The organism is Chitinophagales bacterium (genome assembly GCA_020635995.1).
GTDB lineage: Bacteria > Bacteroidota > Bacteroidia > Chitinophagales > UBA8649 > JAFMKE01.
In genome coordinates this window covers 47,421-68,247 of sequence record JACJYS010000007.1, presented here as the reverse complement: position 1 = coordinate 68,247, position 20,827 = coordinate 47,421, and the positions used below count along the sequence as shown (strand labels likewise).

The 20,827-nt window shown below is 32.4% G+C and carries 17 protein-coding genes and 1 riboswitch; of the genes, 14 read left to right on the top strand and 3 right to left on the bottom strand.

Going from position 1 to position 20,827, the window contains the following annotated elements; translation table 11 throughout:
• Positions 1–183: 183 nt before the first annotated feature.
• The 4 genes from H6578_10415 to H6578_10400 are packed head-to-tail and all read left to right on the top strand — an operon-like array spanning position 184 to position 4,846.
• A complete protein-coding gene (locus H6578_10415; GenBank protein MCB9227565.1) occupies positions 184–393 on the top strand; it encodes a helix-turn-helix transcriptional regulator in 210 nt (69 codons plus the stop codon).
• On the top strand, positions 390–1,604 hold the full coding sequence (locus H6578_10410; GenBank protein MCB9227564.1) for a DNA cytosine methyltransferase: 1,215 nt from the start codon (positions 390–392) through the stop codon (positions 1,602–1,604). Before H6578_10415 ends, H6578_10410 begins: the two co-directional genes overlap by 4 nt.
• A complete protein-coding gene (locus tag H6578_10405) occupies positions 1,604–3,919 on the top strand; it encodes a sensor histidine kinase (protein MCB9227563.1) in 2,316 nt (771 codons plus the stop codon). The genes H6578_10410 and H6578_10405 overlap by 1 nt, the downstream gene beginning before the upstream one ends.
• Before the next feature lie 6 nt (positions 3,920–3,925).
• Positions 3,926–4,846 (top strand): hypothetical protein, encoded by a 921-nt coding sequence (locus H6578_10400; protein ID MCB9227562.1) that lies wholly within the window; start codon positions 3,926–3,928, stop codon positions 4,844–4,846.
• Positions 4,847–5,027: 181 nt separating this feature from the next.
• Here H6578_10400 and H6578_10395 read toward each other — a convergent pair whose 3' ends face one another.
• Positions 5,028–5,963 (bottom strand): IS982 family transposase, encoded by a 936-nt coding sequence (locus tag H6578_10395; protein MCB9227561.1) that lies wholly within the window; start codon positions 5,961–5,963, stop codon positions 5,028–5,030.
• A gap of 156 nt (positions 5,964–6,119) precedes the next feature.
• Positions 6,120–6,320: riboswitch (cobalamin riboswitch) on the top strand.
• 102 nt (positions 6,321–6,422) lie between these two features.
• Here H6578_10395 and H6578_10390 point away from each other — a divergent pair.
• From H6578_10390 to H6578_10360, 7 genes are all read left to right on the top strand, one after another.
• The gene (locus H6578_10390) at positions 6,423–8,333 is read left to right on the top strand and encodes a TonB-dependent receptor (protein ID MCB9227560.1); all 1,911 of its coding nucleotides are present in this window, start codon (positions 6,423–6,425) and stop codon (positions 8,331–8,333) included.
• Positions 8,330–9,301: a DUF4465 domain-containing protein gene (locus tag H6578_10385; GenBank protein MCB9227559.1), complete on the top strand. Its 972-nt coding sequence runs from the start codon at positions 8,330–8,332 to the stop codon at positions 9,299–9,301. The genes H6578_10390 and H6578_10385 overlap by 4 nt, the downstream gene beginning before the upstream one ends.
• A gap of 132 nt (positions 9,302–9,433) precedes the next feature.
• Positions 9,434–9,958: a DUF5606 domain-containing protein gene (locus H6578_10380; protein MCB9227558.1), complete on the top strand. Its 525-nt coding sequence runs from the start codon at positions 9,434–9,436 to the stop codon at positions 9,956–9,958.
• Positions 9,958–11,673 carry a M3 family oligoendopeptidase gene (locus H6578_10375; GenBank protein ID MCB9227557.1) on the top strand — a complete coding sequence of 572 codons (1,716 nt, stop codon included), beginning with the start codon at positions 9,958–9,960 and terminating at the stop codon, positions 11,671–11,673. Before H6578_10380 ends, H6578_10375 begins: the two co-directional genes overlap by 1 nt.
• 20 nt (positions 11,674–11,693) lie before the next feature.
• Positions 11,694–12,194: a hypothetical protein gene (locus tag H6578_10370; protein ID MCB9227556.1), complete on the top strand. Its 501-nt coding sequence runs from the start codon at positions 11,694–11,696 to the stop codon at positions 12,192–12,194.
• A 12-nt stretch (positions 12,195–12,206) separates the two neighbouring features.
• The gene (pdxH, locus tag H6578_10365; protein MCB9227555.1) at positions 12,207–12,851 is read left to right on the top strand and encodes a pyridoxamine 5'-phosphate oxidase; all 645 of its coding nucleotides are present in this window, start codon (positions 12,207–12,209) and stop codon (positions 12,849–12,851) included.
• A gap of 67 nt (positions 12,852–12,918) precedes the next feature.
• On the top strand, positions 12,919–14,661 hold the full coding sequence (locus H6578_10360) for a hypothetical protein (GenBank protein MCB9227554.1): 1,743 nt from the start codon (positions 12,919–12,921) through the stop codon (positions 14,659–14,661).
• On the opposite strand, the gene H6578_10355 is transcribed toward H6578_10360, so the two are convergent.
• Positions 14,658–15,395, bottom strand: a complete 738-nt coding sequence (locus tag H6578_10355; protein ID MCB9227553.1) for a response regulator — start codon at positions 15,393–15,395, stop codon at positions 14,658–14,660. The two genes, H6578_10360 and H6578_10355, sit on opposite strands and share 4 nt — an antisense overlap.
• Complete coding sequence (locus tag H6578_10350) at positions 15,388–15,798, bottom strand: response regulator (protein MCB9227552.1); 411 nt, start codon at positions 15,796–15,798, stop codon at positions 15,388–15,390. The genes H6578_10355 and H6578_10350 overlap by 8 nt, the downstream gene beginning before the upstream one ends.
• 145 nt (positions 15,799–15,943) lie before the next feature.
• Here H6578_10350 and H6578_10345 point away from each other — a divergent pair, with 145 nt between their 5' ends.
• The 3 genes from H6578_10345 (at position 15,944) to H6578_10335 (ending at position 20,827) form a co-directional block, all read left to right on the top strand.
• A complete protein-coding gene (locus H6578_10345) occupies positions 15,944–17,791 on the top strand; it encodes a type IIA DNA topoisomerase subunit B (GenBank protein ID MCB9227551.1) in 1,848 nt (615 codons plus the stop codon).
• A gap of 95 nt (positions 17,792–17,886) precedes the next feature.
• A complete protein-coding gene (guaA, locus tag H6578_10340) occupies positions 17,887–19,425 on the top strand; it encodes a glutamine-hydrolyzing GMP synthase (GenBank protein MCB9227550.1) in 1,539 nt (512 codons plus the stop codon).
• A 22-nt stretch (positions 19,426–19,447) separates the two neighbouring features.
• Complete coding sequence (locus tag H6578_10335; GenBank protein ID MCB9227549.1) at positions 19,448–20,827, top strand: ABC transporter substrate-binding protein; 1,380 nt, start codon at positions 19,448–19,450, stop codon at positions 20,825–20,827.

Sequence of the window (20,827 nt, the reverse complement as noted above, 5' to 3'; positions counted from 1 at the left end):
ACTTGACATTATCATAAAAAGTCGCTAACTTCGCTGAACCACATATAAAAAACATTAAAACGATTTTTTATAATTTTGTTGTGGGCAAGCTTGAAACCAGCTGCAAAAACAGTACAAAAAACTTACATTTAAGCAAACTATTTCACAATATAATTGTATATCTTTGCGTAAAATCCAATAAAGTTGGCTACAAAAAGATTAAATAGAATTCGTGTTGTTTTAGCCGAACAGAACCGAAAACACAAGTGGCTTGCAGACAAATTGGGCAAAAACGCATCAACTATTTCATTGTGGTGCAACAACACAAGACAACCATCTTTGGAAACTCTTGAAGAAATTGCCAAAGTGCTGAATGTGGACATTCGCCAACTTTTAAATACTACAAAAGAATGAGAGGTAAACATACATATATTGACCTGTTTGCCGGTTGTGGCGGACTATCACTTGGACTAAATCGTTCTGAATGGAAGGGCTTGTTTGCGATTGAAAAAAGCCCACACGCTTTTCAAACGTTAGAACATAACTTGATTGAAAAAATAAATCATTTTGAGTGGCCTAAATGGTTGCCACAAATGGCTCACGATATAAATGAAGTCATTGAGAACTATTCGGAAAAATTAAAAAAACTACAAGGTAAAGTAACGCTAATTGCAGGTGGACCACCTTGTCAGGGGTTTTCCATTGCCGGACAAAGAAATGAAAAAGACGAACGCAACAGTTTAATCAATTCATACATTGAGTTTGTTTCGTTAGTAAAACCTAAACTTATCTTTTTTGAGAATGTAAAAGGTTTTACAATGGAGTTTAAAAACAATAAACAAAAAGGGAAAAAATACTCTCAAATTGTTACCGATAAATTAACTCAAGAGGGCTATAACGTTTATGGACAATTGGTCAATTTTGGAGATTACGGAATTCCACAAAAGCGAACACGCTTTATTCTTGTTGGTATTAGAAACGACATCAAAAATTCGAGCGTAGAAAAAGCAAAAAGCTTTTTCAATCTCATTGAAAACAACAAATTTTCTTTTTTAACTGAAAAAGAACTTTCCGTAAAACCAACAATCGAAGAAGCACTTTCAGATTTAATTCGCAGCAAAAAAACGACTGAAACACCTGACAGAAAAGGATTTACGAGCGGATTTTATCATAAAACAAAATCCAACTATCAACGATTTGCCCGAAAGGAAAATGAAAATGCCAAAATTCCCAATAGCCATAGTTTCACTAAACATTCCCAAAAAGTAATTGAGCGTTTGAGTTATGTCCAATCTCTTTCAACAGAATGTAAAAACATATCGGATGATTTGAAAAAACAAATCGGACTTTCCACACAGGTTTTAGTTCCGCTACAACCAAAGGAACAAGCTCCTACGGTTACTTCACATCCTGACGATATGATACATTATTGCGAACCTCGTATTTTGACAGTTCGAGAATGTGCCAGATTACAAAGTTTTCCCGATTGGTTTGACTTTAAAGGAAAATATACTACGGGTGGAAAATTGCGAAAAATGGAAGTTCCCAGATATACACAGGTTGGAAATGCAATTCCACCGCTATTTGGCGAACAGGCAGGATTGATTTTAAAACAACTCATTTAATGGATAATACTGAATCATTCAAAATAAGTGCAGCATTAAAAGACCTCATTGGTAAAGAATTGATTACTGATGAGTTTGTTGCTGTTTTTGAATTGGTTAAAAACTCCTTTGATGCAAATGCAACAAAAGTTGAAGTCATTTTTGAAGACAATTACAACCCGGACAATGCCAAAATCATAATCCAAGATAATGGCAAAGGAATGAACTATGACGACCTTAAAAACAAGTGGTTGTTCGTAGCCTATTCAGCCAAACGTTTGGGAAAAGAAAATGAAGATTACCGAGATAAAATAAAAACACAACGGGTATTTGCCGGAGCAAAAGGTGTTGGTCGCTTTTCCTGCGATAGATTGGGGAAGCATCTGAACTTAATCACGATAAAAGACGAACCCAATCCTAAAATTGAAAATCTTATAGTGCATTGGGAAGATTTTGAAAATGCTGATGAAGAAGAGTTTGTAAATATCAAGGTTACCCACAACGAACTAAAAGACACTCCATATAAAATTAAAAGTGGTACAGTTCTCGAAATTACTGGATTAAGAGATAATTGGGATAGGGAAAGAATTTTAAAATTAAAAAAGTCATTAGCTAAACTCATCAATCCAAATCAGGGAAATGACAGCGAAAAATTTGATATTGAGATTATTGCCAAAGAAGAAGTTAATATTGACAAAACACCAAATAAAAAAGGAAAATCAAGAGATGATTGGGATATTGTCAACGGAACGATAAGAAATACCATTTTTGAAACGCTTGAAATAAAAACCTCCAATATACTTGTCCAGATAAGTTCTGACGGCAACTTTATAGAAACAACCTTACAAGATAGAGGCGACCCCATATATTTTCTAAAAGAAAAAAATCCGCATTCCGACTTAAAAAATATTTCGGTTTACCTTTTTCAACTTAATAGAACCGCAAAATCCAACTTTACCCGAACAATGGGAATGGAGCCTGTAAAATTTGGTTCTGTTTTTATGTATAAAAATGGGTTTAGAGTATACCCGTATGGAGAACCGGGAGAAGATTTACTTTTAATAGATAACCGGAAACAACAAGGTTATAACCGTTTTCTTGGAACTCGTGATTTGATTGGTAGAATTGAAATCAACGGAGAACAGCCCGAATTGAAAGAAACCACCAGTAGAGATGGAGGTTTGGTTAAAACTCCCACTTATTACAATTTAGTAGAATTTTTCTATGATTATGTTCTAAAAAGATTGGAAAATTATGTGGTCAATGTTATTCAATGGGGAGATGAAAAAGTTAATAAAGAAACCGGAGAAATACGACCAGAGTTATGGGCAAAAGACGTTAAAATCCAAATTTTGGAACTCATTTCCGGCTTTATCAATTCCAAAAATGTCATTGATATTCAGTACGACAAAGATTTTCTTGAAATCATTGAAAGCAAACAAGAAAAAAGTGTTGACAAGATTGTAAAAAACATAGCCAAAGTAGCCGCTAACTCTGATAACCCTGAATTGGTAAAAGAAGCTAAAAAGATTGAAAAAGCAGTAAAAGAAATAAAAGCGGATGCCCAAAAAGACCGAGAAGAAAAAGAAAAAGCCGTAACCCTACAAAAGGAAACCGAGCAAAAATTAGATGTTGTTACCAGCCAAAAAAACTTTTTACAATCGGAAATTAGTGACGACACCAAAAATTTAGAAAGTATTTTACATCACATTGGTTTAACAACAAGTTTGCTCAAAACAGATATTGAAAACCTTGTAAAAGCGGTAAACAAGGATGCTTCAAAAGATGAGCTACAAACAATTATTAAACGAATTAGTCAGCAAAACGAGAAAATCACATCATTTTCAAAGTATTTCAAAAAAGTCAATTTCAATATACATTCCAATAAATTAAATGCAGACCTTGTTTCTTTCATCAACGAATATCTTACCAATGTTTACAAGCAAAGAGACGATTTACGCATCAATCGTGAATTGCTAAATATTGAAATAGACACACCAAAAGGGTTGGAACTCAATCTTAAATTCAATCCTATTGATGTTGTAATTGTATTGGATAATTTAATCAGCAATTCATCTAAGCACGGAGCATCAAAAGTTGTATTAAATTGGAGTAAATCAGGCAATACTATTCAATTATCTTTTAAAGATAACGGAGCAGGAATCAAAGACAACATTCTTGATAACATTTTTGATTTTGGCTTTACTACATCAAGACGAGGAACAGGAATTGGCTTGTATCACGTAAAAGAAATTATTGAGAAACTGAAAGGAACAATAACGGTCAATAATAAAGTAGATAAGGGAGTTGAGTTTATCATTTCCTTGAAAAATTGAGCACATATGAAATTGGAATACAATATACTATGGATTGATAATGATATACAAGAATATATCGACAATGGAGAAGTCGGCAATCTCAATTCTTATTTGGAAGAATTAGGGTTTGAACCTAACATTGTTACTGTTGAGGACGAAGCAGAATTGGACAACTTCATTTATAACTATAAGTATGATTTGATTATTTCTGATTTCAACTTAAACGCTACTACCGGAGATAAAATAATTGAAAAAATTCGAGATGAAAAAGGTTTTTCCACAGAGATTTTATTTTATACAGCTAAATCAAATTTTCGGGACGACCCAGATGTAAAAGAGCGTTTAGCTTTTATGGATAGAATTACTTTCCATTCAAATCGGGATACGTTTTTGGATAAAGTTGAAAAGTTGATTAGATTGACGTTAGACAAACTCCTTGAACTCAACGCTACAAGAGGTTTGATAACCGCAGCTACAAGTGATTTAGATGTAGAAATTGAAGAAATAGTAATGCAGTTGGTCGTAAAACACAACAAAAGTGCAGATGATTTAAAACAGATAGTTACGGACAAAGCACATACACCCTTGCAAAAAAGACTCGATAATTTTTGGGATAGATATGACAGCTTCCAAAGCTATTTCCCAAAAATTGATGCGGTAAAGAAATGGGAAATTTTCAGGGATTTATTAAAACCTTTGAAAGCTCAAAACGAAATCAAAACTTTCCTTGACGGTAATAAAACATATCAAGCACAAGTAATTGATATTCGCAACAAATTTGCCCACGCCAAAGCCATTGATGATAATGGCACCCTTAAACTAAAAGGGCAAATTGAAGGGCAGGATTTCGAATTTACAGAAGCAAGTTGTGTAGAAATACGAAAGAACTTAATTGAACATAAACGAAATATTGAAACTTTAAAGAATCTGTTGAATAAAGAATAGATGATATGCCTACGCTTAAAGCCATACACATTTGCAATTCGCAAAAGCCAAACCACAAGCCCAAAATTGCAAAAGAGTATGTCTTTGCCAATGTTGAAAAACAAAACAAGATAAAGTACTAAAACTCAACGTTGCATAAGCGTAATGCGGGCGAGATACTAATAAAACGCCAGTTTCGTCTTTAAGTGATTGATAATAAGGAGTTTGCTTTATTATGTAGACGGATTTTGGGTTTTTTATCTAAAAAGTGATAACCTACAAGAGAACCGACCATGTGCGTAAAAGCATTTATAGGATTTCTGTGTCTGGAATGTTCAAGATCACAAACAGTGGTTAAAACATTAAAAACGGACTCAATAAGCCCTCGTTTTAATAAAAAAAGTTTGTCTTGTAAATCCATTAATTTATTCTTCATGTTTTTTCTCAATTTAGTTATTATTTGCACACCATTATTTCTTAACTCATGCCATGCCTTGGAAGATAGATATCCTTTATCGGCATAAATTTTACCCTGTAAATCTTTCAAAAAATGGGTCATTAAATCAAAATTATTATCTGCAACATGTGCCGGTGTAAAACAAAATTTTACAATTTCGCCATATAAATTAATGACTAAATGCAACTTGAATCCAAAGAACCATCCTGTTGAACTTTTGCCTTTTGTGGCATGTTGTTTAAACACTTTGTGTTGATATTCCCTTAAAATATGACACACCTTAAGTTGTTTACTATCAGCATAATAAAAACCTTTTTTGTGCTTTGCTCCTTGCTTTAATAGAAAAGTAGCCAAAGGAATCAGTGCTCTATCAATGAGCTTTACAAACTGACAATAAGATGGTGCTTTAGGAAAATAATTTTTCATATCTTCAAGTACTATATCCATATAAAAATGTTTAAATGTTTTGCTGTGGCTTAGTTGATAATATACCAATATGGACATGATTTCACTTATAGACAATCCACACGCTATAGGAGGAGGTTTTGTTGTTAAAGCAAGTTTATTACTTATACTTAAATAGCGTTCATAAATTTGACACCAATCATCCAATTCACAAAATATTTCTATAACTTTACGGTTACTGCTTTCATAGAAAGCAAGTAAAATGTTTTTTTTCAAAGTAGCTTGCTTTCTTCTTTTATTCTTCCCACACATTTTCTCCTTCTTGTGCTTTTTTTAAGACGAAACTCGCGTTTAGATAGTTTTAAAAATGTTGATTTCTGAAAAATTATGAACAAATAAACTCGGCTAAAAGTATTTCTCATTTTTTATACTTATGTTTGTACCGCAGATGGTAAACTACTTTTTTAAAAAGTGGTTTAGAATATAGGGAATTTGGTGAAAATCCAAAACAGTCTCCGCTGCTGTAAGCTCTTTAAAAAGCTTCAAAACTACGCCACTGTTTCAATATTGTTGGAATGGGAAGGCTTTGAAGTAGAGTAAGTCAGAATACCTGCCATTTGTAATTTTAAGTAATTTGCTTTCGGAAGAAAAGTAATGCTTGCATACATACAAAGGTATTCTACACTTTAACTGTTCGCAATCAAACTAAATCTTTCAAAAGCGTAAAAATGATTTTTGAAAGAAAAATACTACATATTATTACTGTTGCTAAATGCTTCTATTTGCTTAAATTATAGTTACGGTCAAATAAGCGACACTACTTTTCTGCTACCTGAAGTTATGGTACAGGAAAATAAAGAAAGAACCTACCCTACCGGTGCAACTTTTACTGTTTTTAATAGCTTAAACCAAACGGATAATTCATACAAAACCTTAGCCGAAGTATTAAAAAATGACAATAGCGTTTATATTAAATCTTATGGCAATTATTCTATAGCTACAGCCAGTATCAGAGGTGCCGGAGCTTCTCAAAATTTAGTACTTTGGAACGGACTTCCTATTGAAAGCCCTACTTTAGGACAATTAGATTTAAGTTTAATCCCTCTATCGTTCGTAAATAAAGCAAGTGTAGTAAAAGGTGGCAATTCTACATCGTGGGGAAGTGCAGCCATAGGTGGAACTATTTCCTTAGAAAATACCGCAGATTACAACCAAAACATAGCTATAAAATACCATAGCTCTATTGGTAGTTTTGGAAATTTAGTGCAAAATTTAAGTCTTTCTTTAGGTAATAAATTTGTGCAAAGCAAAACTCAAATTTTATACATAAATGCCAAAAATGACATAAAATTTAGGCGTGCCGAAAATCAAGATTGGGAAAGACAAACTAATGCCACTTTTAATCAAAAAGCGTTAATGCAGTCATTGCATTTTAAACTCAATAACAAAAACCAACTAAATTTTTATGCTTGGCTACAAGATGCTTACAAAGAAATACCTGCTACAACCGTGCAAAACAAAAGTTTAGCCAATCAAACCGACAATGCTGTTAGAATTATGGGCAATTGGTTATTTACCCCAAAACTTTTTAAAGCAAAAATTAGTAGCGGATTTTTTAGAGAAAATCAGCATTTTAAAGATCCTATTACGGAAGATGAAGGTGTCAATAATTTTGACAAAATTTTAGGCGACATTGAATTAAGCTACACCCTAAAAAAACAACATATTTTTTGGTTTAACAATACTCACAACTATACTATAGCTTATACTAAATCTTATGAAGAAAAGAAAAAACTGTATCGTTTAGGTTTTGTTTTGGGCTATAAATTTTTACACAAAAAAGTAGATTTCCAATTCTCTTTAAGAGAAGAAATGAACTTAAAAAAATGGATAGCACCCAGCCCACTTTTAGGCGTTGAATACAAACCTACTAAGTATTTAAGCATAAAATCTAAAATTACAAGAGACTACCGTTTCCCTACTTTTAATGACCTATATTGGACGCCCGGTGGCAATATAAATTTAAAACCAGAACAAGGTTGGAGTGAAGAAATAGGTTTAACTTTTAATAAAAAACTTAAAAATCACGAATTAAGTATCAGTAGCACGTATTTTAATAGAAATATTAACAATTGGATTATGTGGATTCCGCCAGAAAGCGGTTTTATTTGGGAAGCTCATAATGTAGCAAAAGTTTGGTCGTGGGGCGTTGAAAATAATGCTAAATACACCTACTCCAATAAAAACATTAAAACATCTTACGCCATAAATTTTGATTATACTTCTTCAACTTATCAAATAGATTTGGCTATGCCAAAAGTTGAAAAAGGAGACCAATTACTTTATACCCCAAAATTTAGAATACAAAACAACATTCAGTTTTCTTACAAAAATTTTAATGTCGGACTTGAGCATTTTTATATAAGCCAAAGCAATGGCGTAAATGAAAATGTAGCTGCTTACAATATTTGTAACATCAAACTGAAACAAAATTTTAACCATAAAAAAGTGAGTGGCTCAGTTTTCTTACATATCAATAACATATTAAACAAAGAATACTATGTAATAGAAAGAAGACCAATAGCAGGCATTAATTTTCAAACAGGAATAAACATATTTTTCAATTATAAAAAACAATCATCATGAACAAAATTTTATTTTCATTAAGTATTTTAACTGCATTTTTTGCAAATGCACAAACCACCAACGATTTTGAAAGTTTTACGCTTTCAGCAGAATCGTACAACAACGGCAACGATTTTAATGGCGGTTTTACCGAAAGTTCTATTTTTCTGCCTAACTCTTATGATACTGTTGGCGGATACGAAACATGGGGCGGTTTTGCCATATCAAACATGACAGATATTACCACTGCCGGATACGGAAATCAATATTCAGTTTCTTCTGGAAGTGGATACAATTCTTCATCAAATTTTGCAGTTTTTTATCAAGGTTATGGTTCGCCTAATACTTTAAAGCTAAATAACACTACCGATGTAGGTTTTGAAAGTATGTATATAAATAACAGTACTTATGCTTATTTAAGTATGAGAGATGGAGATGCTTATGCTAAAAAATTTGGCGGAGCCAGTGGTAACGATCCCGATTTCTTTTTATTAACCATTAAAAAATACAAAAATGGAACATTAGGAGCAGATAGCATCAATTTTTATTTAGCTGATTTTAGATTTACAGATAACAGCCAAGATTACATTATTAACGAATGGACAAAAGTAGATTTAACTCCTTTAGGCGAAGCCGACAGCTTACAGTTTACCTTATCATCTTCAGATGTAGGACAATTTGGCATTAATACGCCTACCTACTTTTGTGTAGATAATATTAAAACTACAAATAACATAACAGGCATTGCTTCGCTTAATACTATAAATGCAAATATTTATCCTAATCCAACTACAAACTTGATTAACATAAAAACGCCTAATTTAAAAGGTAATCTTAACATTATAAACATGTTAGGCAAACAAGTATATTCAACTCATCATCAAGAATTTTCTTCTATTAATGTAGAATCTTTGGCTAAAGGAACATACTTTATAAGCATAACAGATAAGGAAAATAAAAGCTATTCAAGTAGCTTTTTAAAAAAATAAAATTCAAATTACTTAATGCCAAAATGCCATACAAAACTGTGTGGCATTTTTTTTGTATATTCCTACAAATTGCAAACAAGGGTAAATACATACAATTATTAATTAACTTTGTCTGCTCAAAAAATTAACTTAATGGAATTAAAAGAAATTTTATCGGTAAGTAAATTACCAGGCTTATTTAAAGTTTTAGCCACCAGAGATAACGGATTAATAGTAACTCCGCTTGGAGAAGACAAAAAGAAATTTGTTTCATCAAGGCAGCACATGTTTACACCGCTTGAAAACATAACTATATATACTACTACTTCTACAGTAGAATTAAGTGAAGTTTTTAAAGAAATGAAGAAAAAAGAAAAAGAATTTCCGCTTCCTACTAAAAAAGATAGTGGCAAAAAATTTAGAGAATACTTTACCAATATTCTTCCCGACCACGACCAGCAAAAAGTTTATGACAACGACATAAAAAAAATAGTAAAATGGTACGAAGCTTTAGATAAACTGGGCATAATTAGTTTAAAAGAAGAGAAAAAAGAGAAAGAAAAAGAGGCTAAAGAAACTAAAAAAGAAACAAAACCTAAAGCAAAAGCTACTACCGAAAAAAAAGCTGACAAAAAAACGGCTAAACCAAAAAAGGAAACAAAGAAAAAAGATAAGTAATGCAAGAAATTAAATTAATTGACGTAAAGGAAAGACAGTATTTACCACAAAACTTTAATGTAGAAAGCTGGGAACAATTAGAAAAAATTTATACCGATTTAGCTAACAGAGATATTTCTACTTTTGAAAAATTTGAAAAATGGATAAAAGATTGGGACGAATTTGATGCCGTAGCCAGCGAAGATTTTAGGTGGAAATACATAAAAACGTCAATTAATACAGCAGACGTAGCCGCACAACAAGCAGTAAGTGAATATTATACAGAAATAGATCCCAAAACTAAACCTTGGAATCATAAACTTCGGCTAAAATTTAATGAAAGTCCTTTTAAAAATAGCTTAAATAAAAGTTATTTGAATTTTATTAGAGCCATTGAAGCCGATTTAGAAATTTATACCGAAAAAAATATAGAAGTAGAAAAAGAATTAAACTTATTAACACAGCAGTTTGACCAAATTACAGGAATTTGGAGCATTACCTACAACGGAAAAGAACTTACTTTCCCACAGGCTTCTAAAATGCTATTAAGTACGGATAGAAAAGCAAGACAAGAAGTTTATACTTTAATGCAAGAACGCAAATTTCAAGACAGAGACAAGTTAGATGAACTTATGGATAAACTTGTAGCTAAAAGACATGAATTAGCTACTAATGCAGGTTTTGAAAATTATAGAGATTATGCTTTTAAAGCCATGCACCGTTTTGATTATAACGCTAAAGACTGCATGAATTTTCATCAATCGGTAGCCAATCAAATTATCCCTATAATTAGAAAATTTCAATTAGAACGAAAAAACTTTTTAGGCTACACAGAACTTAAACCGTGGGATTTAAAAGTTGACCCACTAAACAGAGAACCACTTAAACCTTTTGAAAATACAGAAGATTTTGTAAATAAAACCGTTGAGTGTTTTAATCAATTAGATGTTTATTTTGGTGCTGCCATAGCAGAAATGAACGAAATGGGCAGACTGGATCTTGAAAGCAGAAAAGCAAAAGCCCCGGGTGGCTACATGATGCCAATGCCGGAAAGTGGCGTGCCTTTTATTTTTATGAACCACGCAGCTGCCGAAGGAGATGTTAGAGTAATGGTACACGAAGGCGGACATGCCGTGCACGGTTTTTTAGCTCACGATATAGAATTAGCCAGCCTGCGTACTACACCAAGCGAAATGAGTGAATTAGCCAGCATGGGTATGGAGCTATTAGCTCTTGAAAACTGGGAAAACTTTTATCCAAACCAAGAAGATTTAAACCGTGCTAAGAAAAACCATTTAGAAGGTTTATTGGGCACTTTAGTAAGTGTAGCACAAGGAGATGAATTTCAGCACTGGATGTACACCCACCCTACACATACCGCTTCTGAAAGAAATGCCAAATGGAAAGAATTATTAGACAAATACTCTATAGGTGTAATAAATTACGAAGGAGTTGAAAAATATTTACCAACTTCTTACCAAAGAATTTTACATTTTTACCAAGTTCCATTTTATTATATAGAATACGGTTTTGCACAGCTTGGAGCCATAGCTCTTTGGAAAAATTATAAAAATAATCCAATGGAAACTATAGCTGAATATAAAAACGCATTATCCTTTGGATATACTAAAACACTACCTGAATTATATGAAGAAGCAGGTATAAAATTTAACTTTTCTGAAGATTATGTTAAAGAATTAGCAGTTTTTTTGAATAAAGAAATTGAAAAATTGTAATTTTATCTAAAATATACGAAATGAGGTTTAAAAACATATTAAAATTCACCATTTTTTCAGCATTATTTACTGTTTTACTTTTTTCTTGCAAAAAAGATGACGAAGACAGACCCACCAGTAATGAGCCAATAAATATATTATCGCCAGATAGCACCACCATTTATGCCGATGCCGGAAGTACTGTAAATTTAGAATTATACTTAGCCATAGATAAAGCTATAGATACCATAAGAGGTGCATACTTAATAGATACATCTATGATGGTTCAAAACTTAACATTTAACGATATGGATTCCGTATTTTTTGTTCAAGGATTTGAAGACACTAGCAATGTTCAAAGTGTAACAACAAGTTTTACTGTTCCAAGTCAGGTGGCAGATAGCATTCCATTTAAACCCTACTTTAGTGGAAGCACCACACCGTATGCACCACCAAGCTATGATGCTATAAGAATAATATTTAAGTTGGAAGCACAGGATAATAGCAGCTACGAAAAACAACTGAAAATAATTATTAACTAATATTTGAGCATGATGTCGTCTTTAAACGAAAAATTACATAATGAAAGACGAAGCTATGAAAAAGACGTTTTAGAAATAGCTAATACGCCAGTCAATCCCTTTTTACTTTTTGATACTTGGTACAAAGAAGCAGCTTCATTAAAAAGTTTTGAAGCCAATGCTATGATTGTTAGCACAGTTAATAATAATATGCAACCCAGTAGCAGGGTAGTTTTATTAAAAGCCTATTCAGAAAAAGGATTGCAGTTTTTCACTAACTACAACAGCCACAAAGGGCAAGATTTATTGCAAAACAATAAAGTAAGCATTTTGTTTTTTTATGAAGCCATGGAAAGGCAAATAAGAATAGAAGGAACTACCATACAACTTTCTGATGCTGAGAATGATGAGTATTTTTATTCGCGACCTATTGATAGTCAATATGGTGCAATGGCTTCTTTGCAAAGCAGCATAATTAACAGCAAAGAAGAATTATATACCGATTTAGAAAAAATTAAACAAGAATACAGCAAGCCTTTACGACCAAAAAATTGGGGAGGCTACAATATAATACCTCATTATTTTGAATTTTGGCAAGGCAGACCCAATCGTATGCACGATAGAGTTACATACAACCTGAATAAAGATAAATGGACTAAAAATATTTTATCTCCATAGCCCAAAACTTAGCTTTACGAAAATAAAAATTTTGTTTGTAAGCATTGTTCACTATTTTTAAACCTTCATGAAAAAATGTTTAGGTTTAATATTTCTAATTTTAGCACATATTGCGTTAGCTCAAGATAGCACCAAGGTGGATAAAACACCCAAGCTAAAAGAGAAATTTGTAGATTATTTTAATCTAATGCCCAAAAATGTAAGGGAAAATACGCCCGCATCATATTTTAAAGAACACCAAGGAGAAGTAATTAATAACATTGACATTATTATAATAGATAAATATGCTACTCCTGCCTATGATAAGTACTATATAGATAGTGCCGAAATAATGGAAAGCAAAAGAGGTAACTACAACAAAGTACTTATACGCAAACAACTTTTATTTAAAGAAGGCGATACTGTAAATGCCCAATTATTTTCTGATGCCGAAAGAAATATACGTAGAGATTTAATTTTTAAAGATGCCGTTTTTAGAGTTATTCCCACACCCAATATTAGTGGTGTTAACCTACTAATAATAGCTCATGACAACCGCCATTGGAAAGCTCACTTTTGGGGTTCGCCCACTTCTCTTTTGCTGGGTAGCGGTTTTTATGATTTTTGGGGCGTTTCTCAAAAAATATCTTTCGCAGGTGGTGGCATTGTTAACCCAATAGATCCCTATGCTTTTCAAGCAGAGTACAGAGTAAGAAATATGTTTAAAACTCAAATTAACTTAGAATTAGACTACAATAAAACCAACCAATACCAAAATTATAAAGCTGAAATTAGTAGAGATTTTTTTGCATACAATACCAGATGGGCGGGCATGCTTACGGTAGAAAATAACAACAAAAAAATAGAGTACGAAAAAATTGACGGTTTCTATAATAATAAATACATTTCTGTAGATTCTTGGTTAGCACATTCGTTTCCCCTAAAAAAACTAAATGTAAAACACCCACTAACTCGCTTAATAGTTTCGGCAAGAGCTACTTTTAAAAAAAATTACTTAATTCCTCAAGACCAGCCTTTTCAAAATTTTGTAAACAACCAAATGTATTTAACCAGTTTTGGATTAGCCAATAGAGATTGGTATGGTTATGAAGAATTGTATAGTTTTAGGGAGTTTGATTATGTGCCAAAAGGTATAAATAACGCCACCCTTTTTGGATATGAAATAAACCAATTTTTAGGCGGTCGGTTTTATTTTGGCAAAACTGTAAACTACAATCATGACTATCCAAAATTTGGATTTATGCAAAATGAAATAAGTTTAGGTACTTTTTTAAGGAAAAAAACTTTTGAACAAATAACCGTTCAAAATAGTAATAAGTACTTTACTAAAAGATACCCATTGGGCAAATTAGGTTTTAGGCAGTTTTTAAATACCACAACCACTTTAAGTTTTAAGCGTCCCTATTCTGAATTTTATAATATAGGTACTACAGCTTTAAAAGGGTTTAACAGTCAAAAATTAATAGGAACAAAAAGTTTTGTTTTAAACCTTGAATCTGTTTTTTATACTCCGGTAAAATGGTGGACAAGCAGAGGAAACTTTTTCTTTTTTGCTGATTTTGCATGGATAACCGATAATGATAAGGAACTTGTTTTTAACAGTACTTTTAATCATGGCTACGGTTTAGGTATTAGATTTCAAAACAGAGTACTGGGGATAGAATTCTTAGAAGTTTCTTTTGGAATTTACCCTAATGGACCTATTTACCAAGAAAAAATATGGGGCTATCAAGTGGGAGATTTTAGAGATAAATCAAGCGTACAAACTCAAAATTTATATAAATATAATGTGCTTAAAGATATTTATTAATCTCTCCTAACCGAAATAACAACATAACCTCTCAAAAGATTGGAATTAGAAATTTTAAATGTAAATGAATCATCATCATCTATGCATCTAATTTTTTCTAAACTTCTCACTTCATCATTAGGCTTTTCATCTAATACGGCTTCCTTTATCTTTTTTACTGAATCTTTGTCAAAATACTTATTAAAATCATCTAAGTTATCAGCATCTACTTCTCTATTAAAATAAGCCGCAAAATTAGCCGAATGAAAAAGTTCGCCAGTACTTCTTTTGTAGTATAAACAAACAAAATCATTCAGTTTCTCCATCTCCGTTAAAACATGTCTAAATATTTTAACTGAATTTTTCAACTCTGCTCTTTGGTAAGCAAATTTTATAGAACTATCTAAAGCTTGACTATCTAATCTACCTTTTACTAAAAAATCTTGAGCCCCTTTTTTTACAGCCTCCACTCCTACTTTTTCATCGGAAAGTCCTGTCATAACAATAATTGTTTCATCAGGAAATTTATCTATTGTAGAAGTAAGCGTTAACATACCCTCCGAATCGGGTAAATTCATATCTAACAAAATAACATCAAAATATTCTCTTGAAATCATTTCATGAGCCATTTTTAAATTATCTACATCATAAATTTCATAAAAATCAGGATCTAATTCTTCTAAATAAAATTTTATTAAGAAAACATCGCCCGGAGCATCTTCAACTACTAATATTTTTATTTTATCTTTAGACAACTCTGTTCACTTTTATAGTTTCAAACCAATATTTATATACATTGGTTATCATGTTTTTATAATCTTCAATATTTGTTGGTTTAACTATTATACTTCTAGCTCCTGCATCTATACTATCTTCTATATCTTTCAGCAAATTAGAAGATGTTAACACAACAACTGGAATAAGCCTTAACCGACCCTCATTTTTCAATTTATGCAAAATGTCTATTCCGCTATCTCCCGGCATATTAATATCTAACAAAATTAAATGAGGCAACTTAAACTTATTGTTTTCCTCCCTCGTTTTCAATTCTTGCAAAGCAATTACACTTTCATTAAACGCTTCTAACTCAACATCTAATGTGGCTTGCACAATGGCTTCTCTCAAAAATATGGGTTCAGCCAAACTATCATCTATCATGAAAATTCTATTCCTCAATTGTCGTTTTGCCGTTTAGTCTGTGTCAAATATAGTAATTCACAAAATAATGTTTACAATGTTAGCCTTTTTTTTTTCACAATCTCTTTTATCTTTTATACTTTCACGGTTATAAGTTGATATTTTTATGAGTGAAGAAATTAAATATACCGAAGATAATATACGCTCCTTAGACTGGAAAGAACACATGAGGCTAAGACCGGGAATGTACATTGGCAAAACCGGTGATGGCTCCTCTGTAGATGATGGTATTTATATTCTTGTAAAAGAAGTAATAGACAATTCTATAGATGAATTTGTAATGGGACATGGGAAAAGAATTGACATAGTGGTAGAAGAAAAACTTGTAAAAGTTAGAGATTATGGTAGAGGTATTCCTTTAGGAAAAGTAGTAGATGCAGTTTCTAAAATAAATACAGGAGGTAAATACGACTCTAAAGCCTTTAAAAAATCGGTAGGATTAAACGGTGTGGGTACAAAAGCGGTAAACGCACTTTCTACCTATTTTAAAGTTGAAGCTATACGAGAAGGAGAGAAAAAAATAGCTATTTTTAAGCAAGGCGAACTGCAAAGCGAAGAACTGGTTAAAACAGAAGAAAAAAATGGTACTTATATTGAGTTCATTCCAGATGACCAAATTTTTAAAAAATATAAGTTCATTCCTGATTATTTAGAAAATCAAATTTGGAATTATGCTCATTTGAATAGTGGACTAACCGTAAACTATAATGGACAAAAATTTTTATCAAAAGACGGTTTAAAAGATTTATTGGAACGCAAAACGGATGAAAAATCACTGCGTTACCCTATTATCCATTTCAAATCTGAAGATATAGAATTTGCTTTGGTACACGACAACCACTACGGAGAAGAATATTACAGCTATGTAAACGGACAGCATACGGTGCAAGGAGGCACGCACCTCAATGCTTTTAAAGAATCAATAGTTAAGGTAATTAGAGATTTTTACAATAAGAATTTTGACCCACAGGATATCCGAGCATCTATAGTAGGTGCTATAAGTATAAGAATGCAAGATCCCGTTTTTGAAAGTCAAACTAAAACAAAATTAGGCTCTAACAATATAGATACAGATACCAGCATGCGCGTTTTTGTAGGCGATTATGTAAAACAGCATTTAGATAATTTCTTACATAGAAACCCTGATACTGCCGAAAAATTGCTTAAAAAAATACAGCAAAGCGAAAGAGAAAGAAAAGACATGGCGGGCGTTAAAAAACTGGCTAAGGATAGAGCTAAAAAAGCCAATATTCACAATAAAAAACTAAGAGATTGCCGTGTTCATTTCTCCGATAAAAAAGACGAAAGACATTTAGATACCACCATTTTTATTACAGAGGGAGATTCCGCAAGTGGGTCAATAACTAAAGCACGAGATACCCAAACACAAGCCGTATTTAGTTTAAGAGGAAAACCACTAAACTCCTACGGTTTAAAGAAAAAAGTGGTATATGAAAATGAGGAATTTAATTTATTGCAACACGCATTAAACATAGAAGAAGGCATTGAAGAACTAAGATACAATAATGTAGTAGTAGCTACCGATGCAGATGTAGATGGCATGCACATACGCTTATTATTACTAACGTTTTTCCTACAGTTTTTCCCCGATTTAGTTAAAGAAGGACACGTAAAAGTATTGGAAACACCACTTTTTAGAGTTAGAGATAAAAAAGAAACCTTTTACTGCTACAGCGAAGAAGAAAAACAAGAAGCCATAAACAAATTAAGAGGAAAAGCAGAAATAACGCGATTTAAAGGATTAGGAGAAATATCGCCAGATGAATTTGAAGATTTCATAGGCGAAAATATAAGATTAACGCCCGTACTTTTAACCAAAGAAAATTCCATAGAAGATATTTTGGAATATTATATGGGCAAAAACACTCAAGACCGCCAAGAATTTATAATAGACAACTTAAAAGTGGAAAAAGATTTAGAAGAAGTGGCGTAGAAATAGTACTAATTACAAACACAATTGCTCATTTTCCATTTTTTTTACCTTATAAACCTTTGGTAAAAATTCTTTAAGCTATTTTTGCACGCATGATACACGACAAAGTAATTATTCTTGATTTTGGTTCGCAGTACACGCAGCTTATAGCACGCAGAGTTAGAGAGCTTAAAATATTTTGCGAAATATACCCTTTTAATAAAATTCCCGAACTTACTGACGATATTAAAGCGGTAATTTTAAGTGGTAGCCCTTTTTCGTGTTTAGAAGAAAATGCCCCGCAAATAAATGTAAAAGAAATAGCTAACGCCAAACCAACCTTAGCCGTATGCTATGGTGCTCAATATACCGCCCAAACTATGGGAGGCAAAGTGGCTAAAAGCAATAAAAGAGAATACGGTAGAGCCAATTTAAACATTGCTGTTCATGACAATATTTTTAACAATATAAAAAACAACAGCCAGGTTTGGATGAGCCATGGCGATAGCATTTTAGAAATACCCAAAGGTTTTGAAATAATAGCCAATACAGAAAGTATAGACGTAGCTGCTTACAAAAGCAACGCAGGCACTTTCAATCATCCTTTTTATGCTTTTCAGTTTCACCCGGAAGTAACACACTCTGTAGATGGACTACAAATGTTGCACAATTTTTTAATTGATATATGTGAAATAAAAGCAGACTGGACTCCTTTATCTTTTGTAGAAGAAACTGTAGCTAATTTAAAAGAACAATTAGGCAATGACAAAGTAATATTAGGTTTAAGTGGCGGTGTAGATAGTAGTGTAGCGGCAGGTTTATTGCACAAGGCAATAGGGAAAAATCTATATTGCATTTTTGTAGATAATGGTTTGCTACGCAAAAATGAATTTACCGAAGTTTTAGAAGCCTACAAAGGTTTAGGGCTAAACGTTAAAGGTGTTGATGCTTCGCAAAAATTTTATACAGCCCTAAAAAATGAAAGCGACCCCGAGAAAAAACGCAAAGCCATAGGCAAAATTTTTATAGATGTTTTTCAAGAAGAAGCTAACAAAGTAGAAGGAGCTAAATGGCTTGCTCAAGGCACTATTTATCCCGATGTAATAGAGTCTGTTTCTGTACACGGGCCATCTGTTACTATAAAATCGCACCACAATGTAGGTGGTCTGCCCGAAAAACTACATTTAAAAATAGTAGAACCACTGCGAATGCTATTTAAAGACGAAGTGCGACTGGTGGGCAATACCCTTAATATTCCTAAAGAAATAGTAGAACGCCACCCTTTTCCCGGGCCGGGTTTAGCTATAAGAATAATGGGAGCAGTAGATGCTGAGCGTGTCCGAATACTTCAAGAAGCCGATTATATTTTTATCAGTTTGCTAAAAAAGTACAATTTATATAAAGACGTTTGGCAAGCCGGCACTATTTTGCTCAACCAAAAAAGCGTAGGCGTTATGGGCGATGAAAGAACCTACGAAAATGCTGTAGCCCTACGTGCCGTTATTAGCAAAGACGGTATGACTGCCGATTGGGTACATCTACCCTACGATTTTCTGGCTAAAGTGTCTAACGAAATAATAAATAACGTAAAAGGCGTAAACCGAGTAGTGTATGATATTAGCTCTAAACCACCCGCCACTATAGAATGGGAATAGTTTTTGATACAAAAAATTGACAATGAAAAAAATACAACTTACATACTTCGCATTTTTTGCTTTAATTATACTAATAAATTTATCTGCTTGTAAAACAAAAAAACTAATAAGCAGTAATAATGCTGATGTTTATGTTTCTGATACTAATACCCAAACAGATACAAAAGACCAAGAAACTAAAGAAGATGATAACACAGCCATTGACGAAGAAGATTATCAAGAAAACAATATAGATACCGTATTTTTTACAGATACAACAAGTATTATTGAAGAAGAAAAAATTACAAAAGATTTATATAAAGTAGCTTTAGTACTTCCTTTTATGGAAGATAGCGTACGTACTAACTGGAACGCATCTGCTGCAAAAAACTACACCAATTTTCAAACGCCAGCCAAAAGTGAAAGCTCTATTTCTTTTTACGAAGGTTTTTTAATGGGATTAAAAGAGTTAACACTCCATTCAAAATTTAAAATTTCTGTTTTTGACAATAAAGGTAGCCTGTACGAAACCACCAACATTGCCAATAAAATAGCAGATGAAAATTTTGATGTAGTAGTATGCCCGTTTAGTTCAAAAAACATAAGTGAGCTAACCAAAACCAACAAAAACAGCAATACCATTTTCATTTCGCCATTTAGCCCATCTACAGTTGCGGGAGCTGGAGTTAGCAGATTTTACATGTTAGAACCACCCATTAACAAACACATAGAAACAATGATAAAATACGGAGCTGAAATTTATGATGCACCAAAAATTACTTTCTTTTATCACGATAATGGTTTTGGACAAAAAAGTGCTAATTATTTTACCAACTATATAGATTCTTTAAACAAAGAAAGAGATTTAAGCCAGCAAATTACCTATGCTATTATAGATATAAACGATAAAAGTATTTATAAACTAAAAGTAGAAGACCAGCTATCTTTAACAAAAGACAATGTTTTTATTATTAACAGCTTTGACGAAAACGCTATAAGTGTTCTATTGCAAAAAATAAATGCTATTGATAAAAAAGAAAATAACTTAATAACTTTTGGAATGCCGGGCTGGGAGCAATCTGAAGTACTAAGAATCAATTATTTAAGCAATAATCAAATACATTTTACAAGTAGTGTGTGGGAAAACAACCAAACTGACGAAAAAAGCGTGTTTAGTGATAATTATAAATCTACCTACAAAAAAATGCCTGAAAATGAAGTGTATTTAGGTTATGACCTTGCTACTGTTTTTATAAAAACAATAGATAACTACGGTATTAATTTTGATGCTGAATTGCTTAAATCGGATTATAAAAGCTATATTAAAAACTACAATTTTTCAAGAAATATAAACGGAAGAATTGAAAATAATGCACTATACATTTATAAAATAGAAGATTTTAAACGTATATTAGTCAAATAA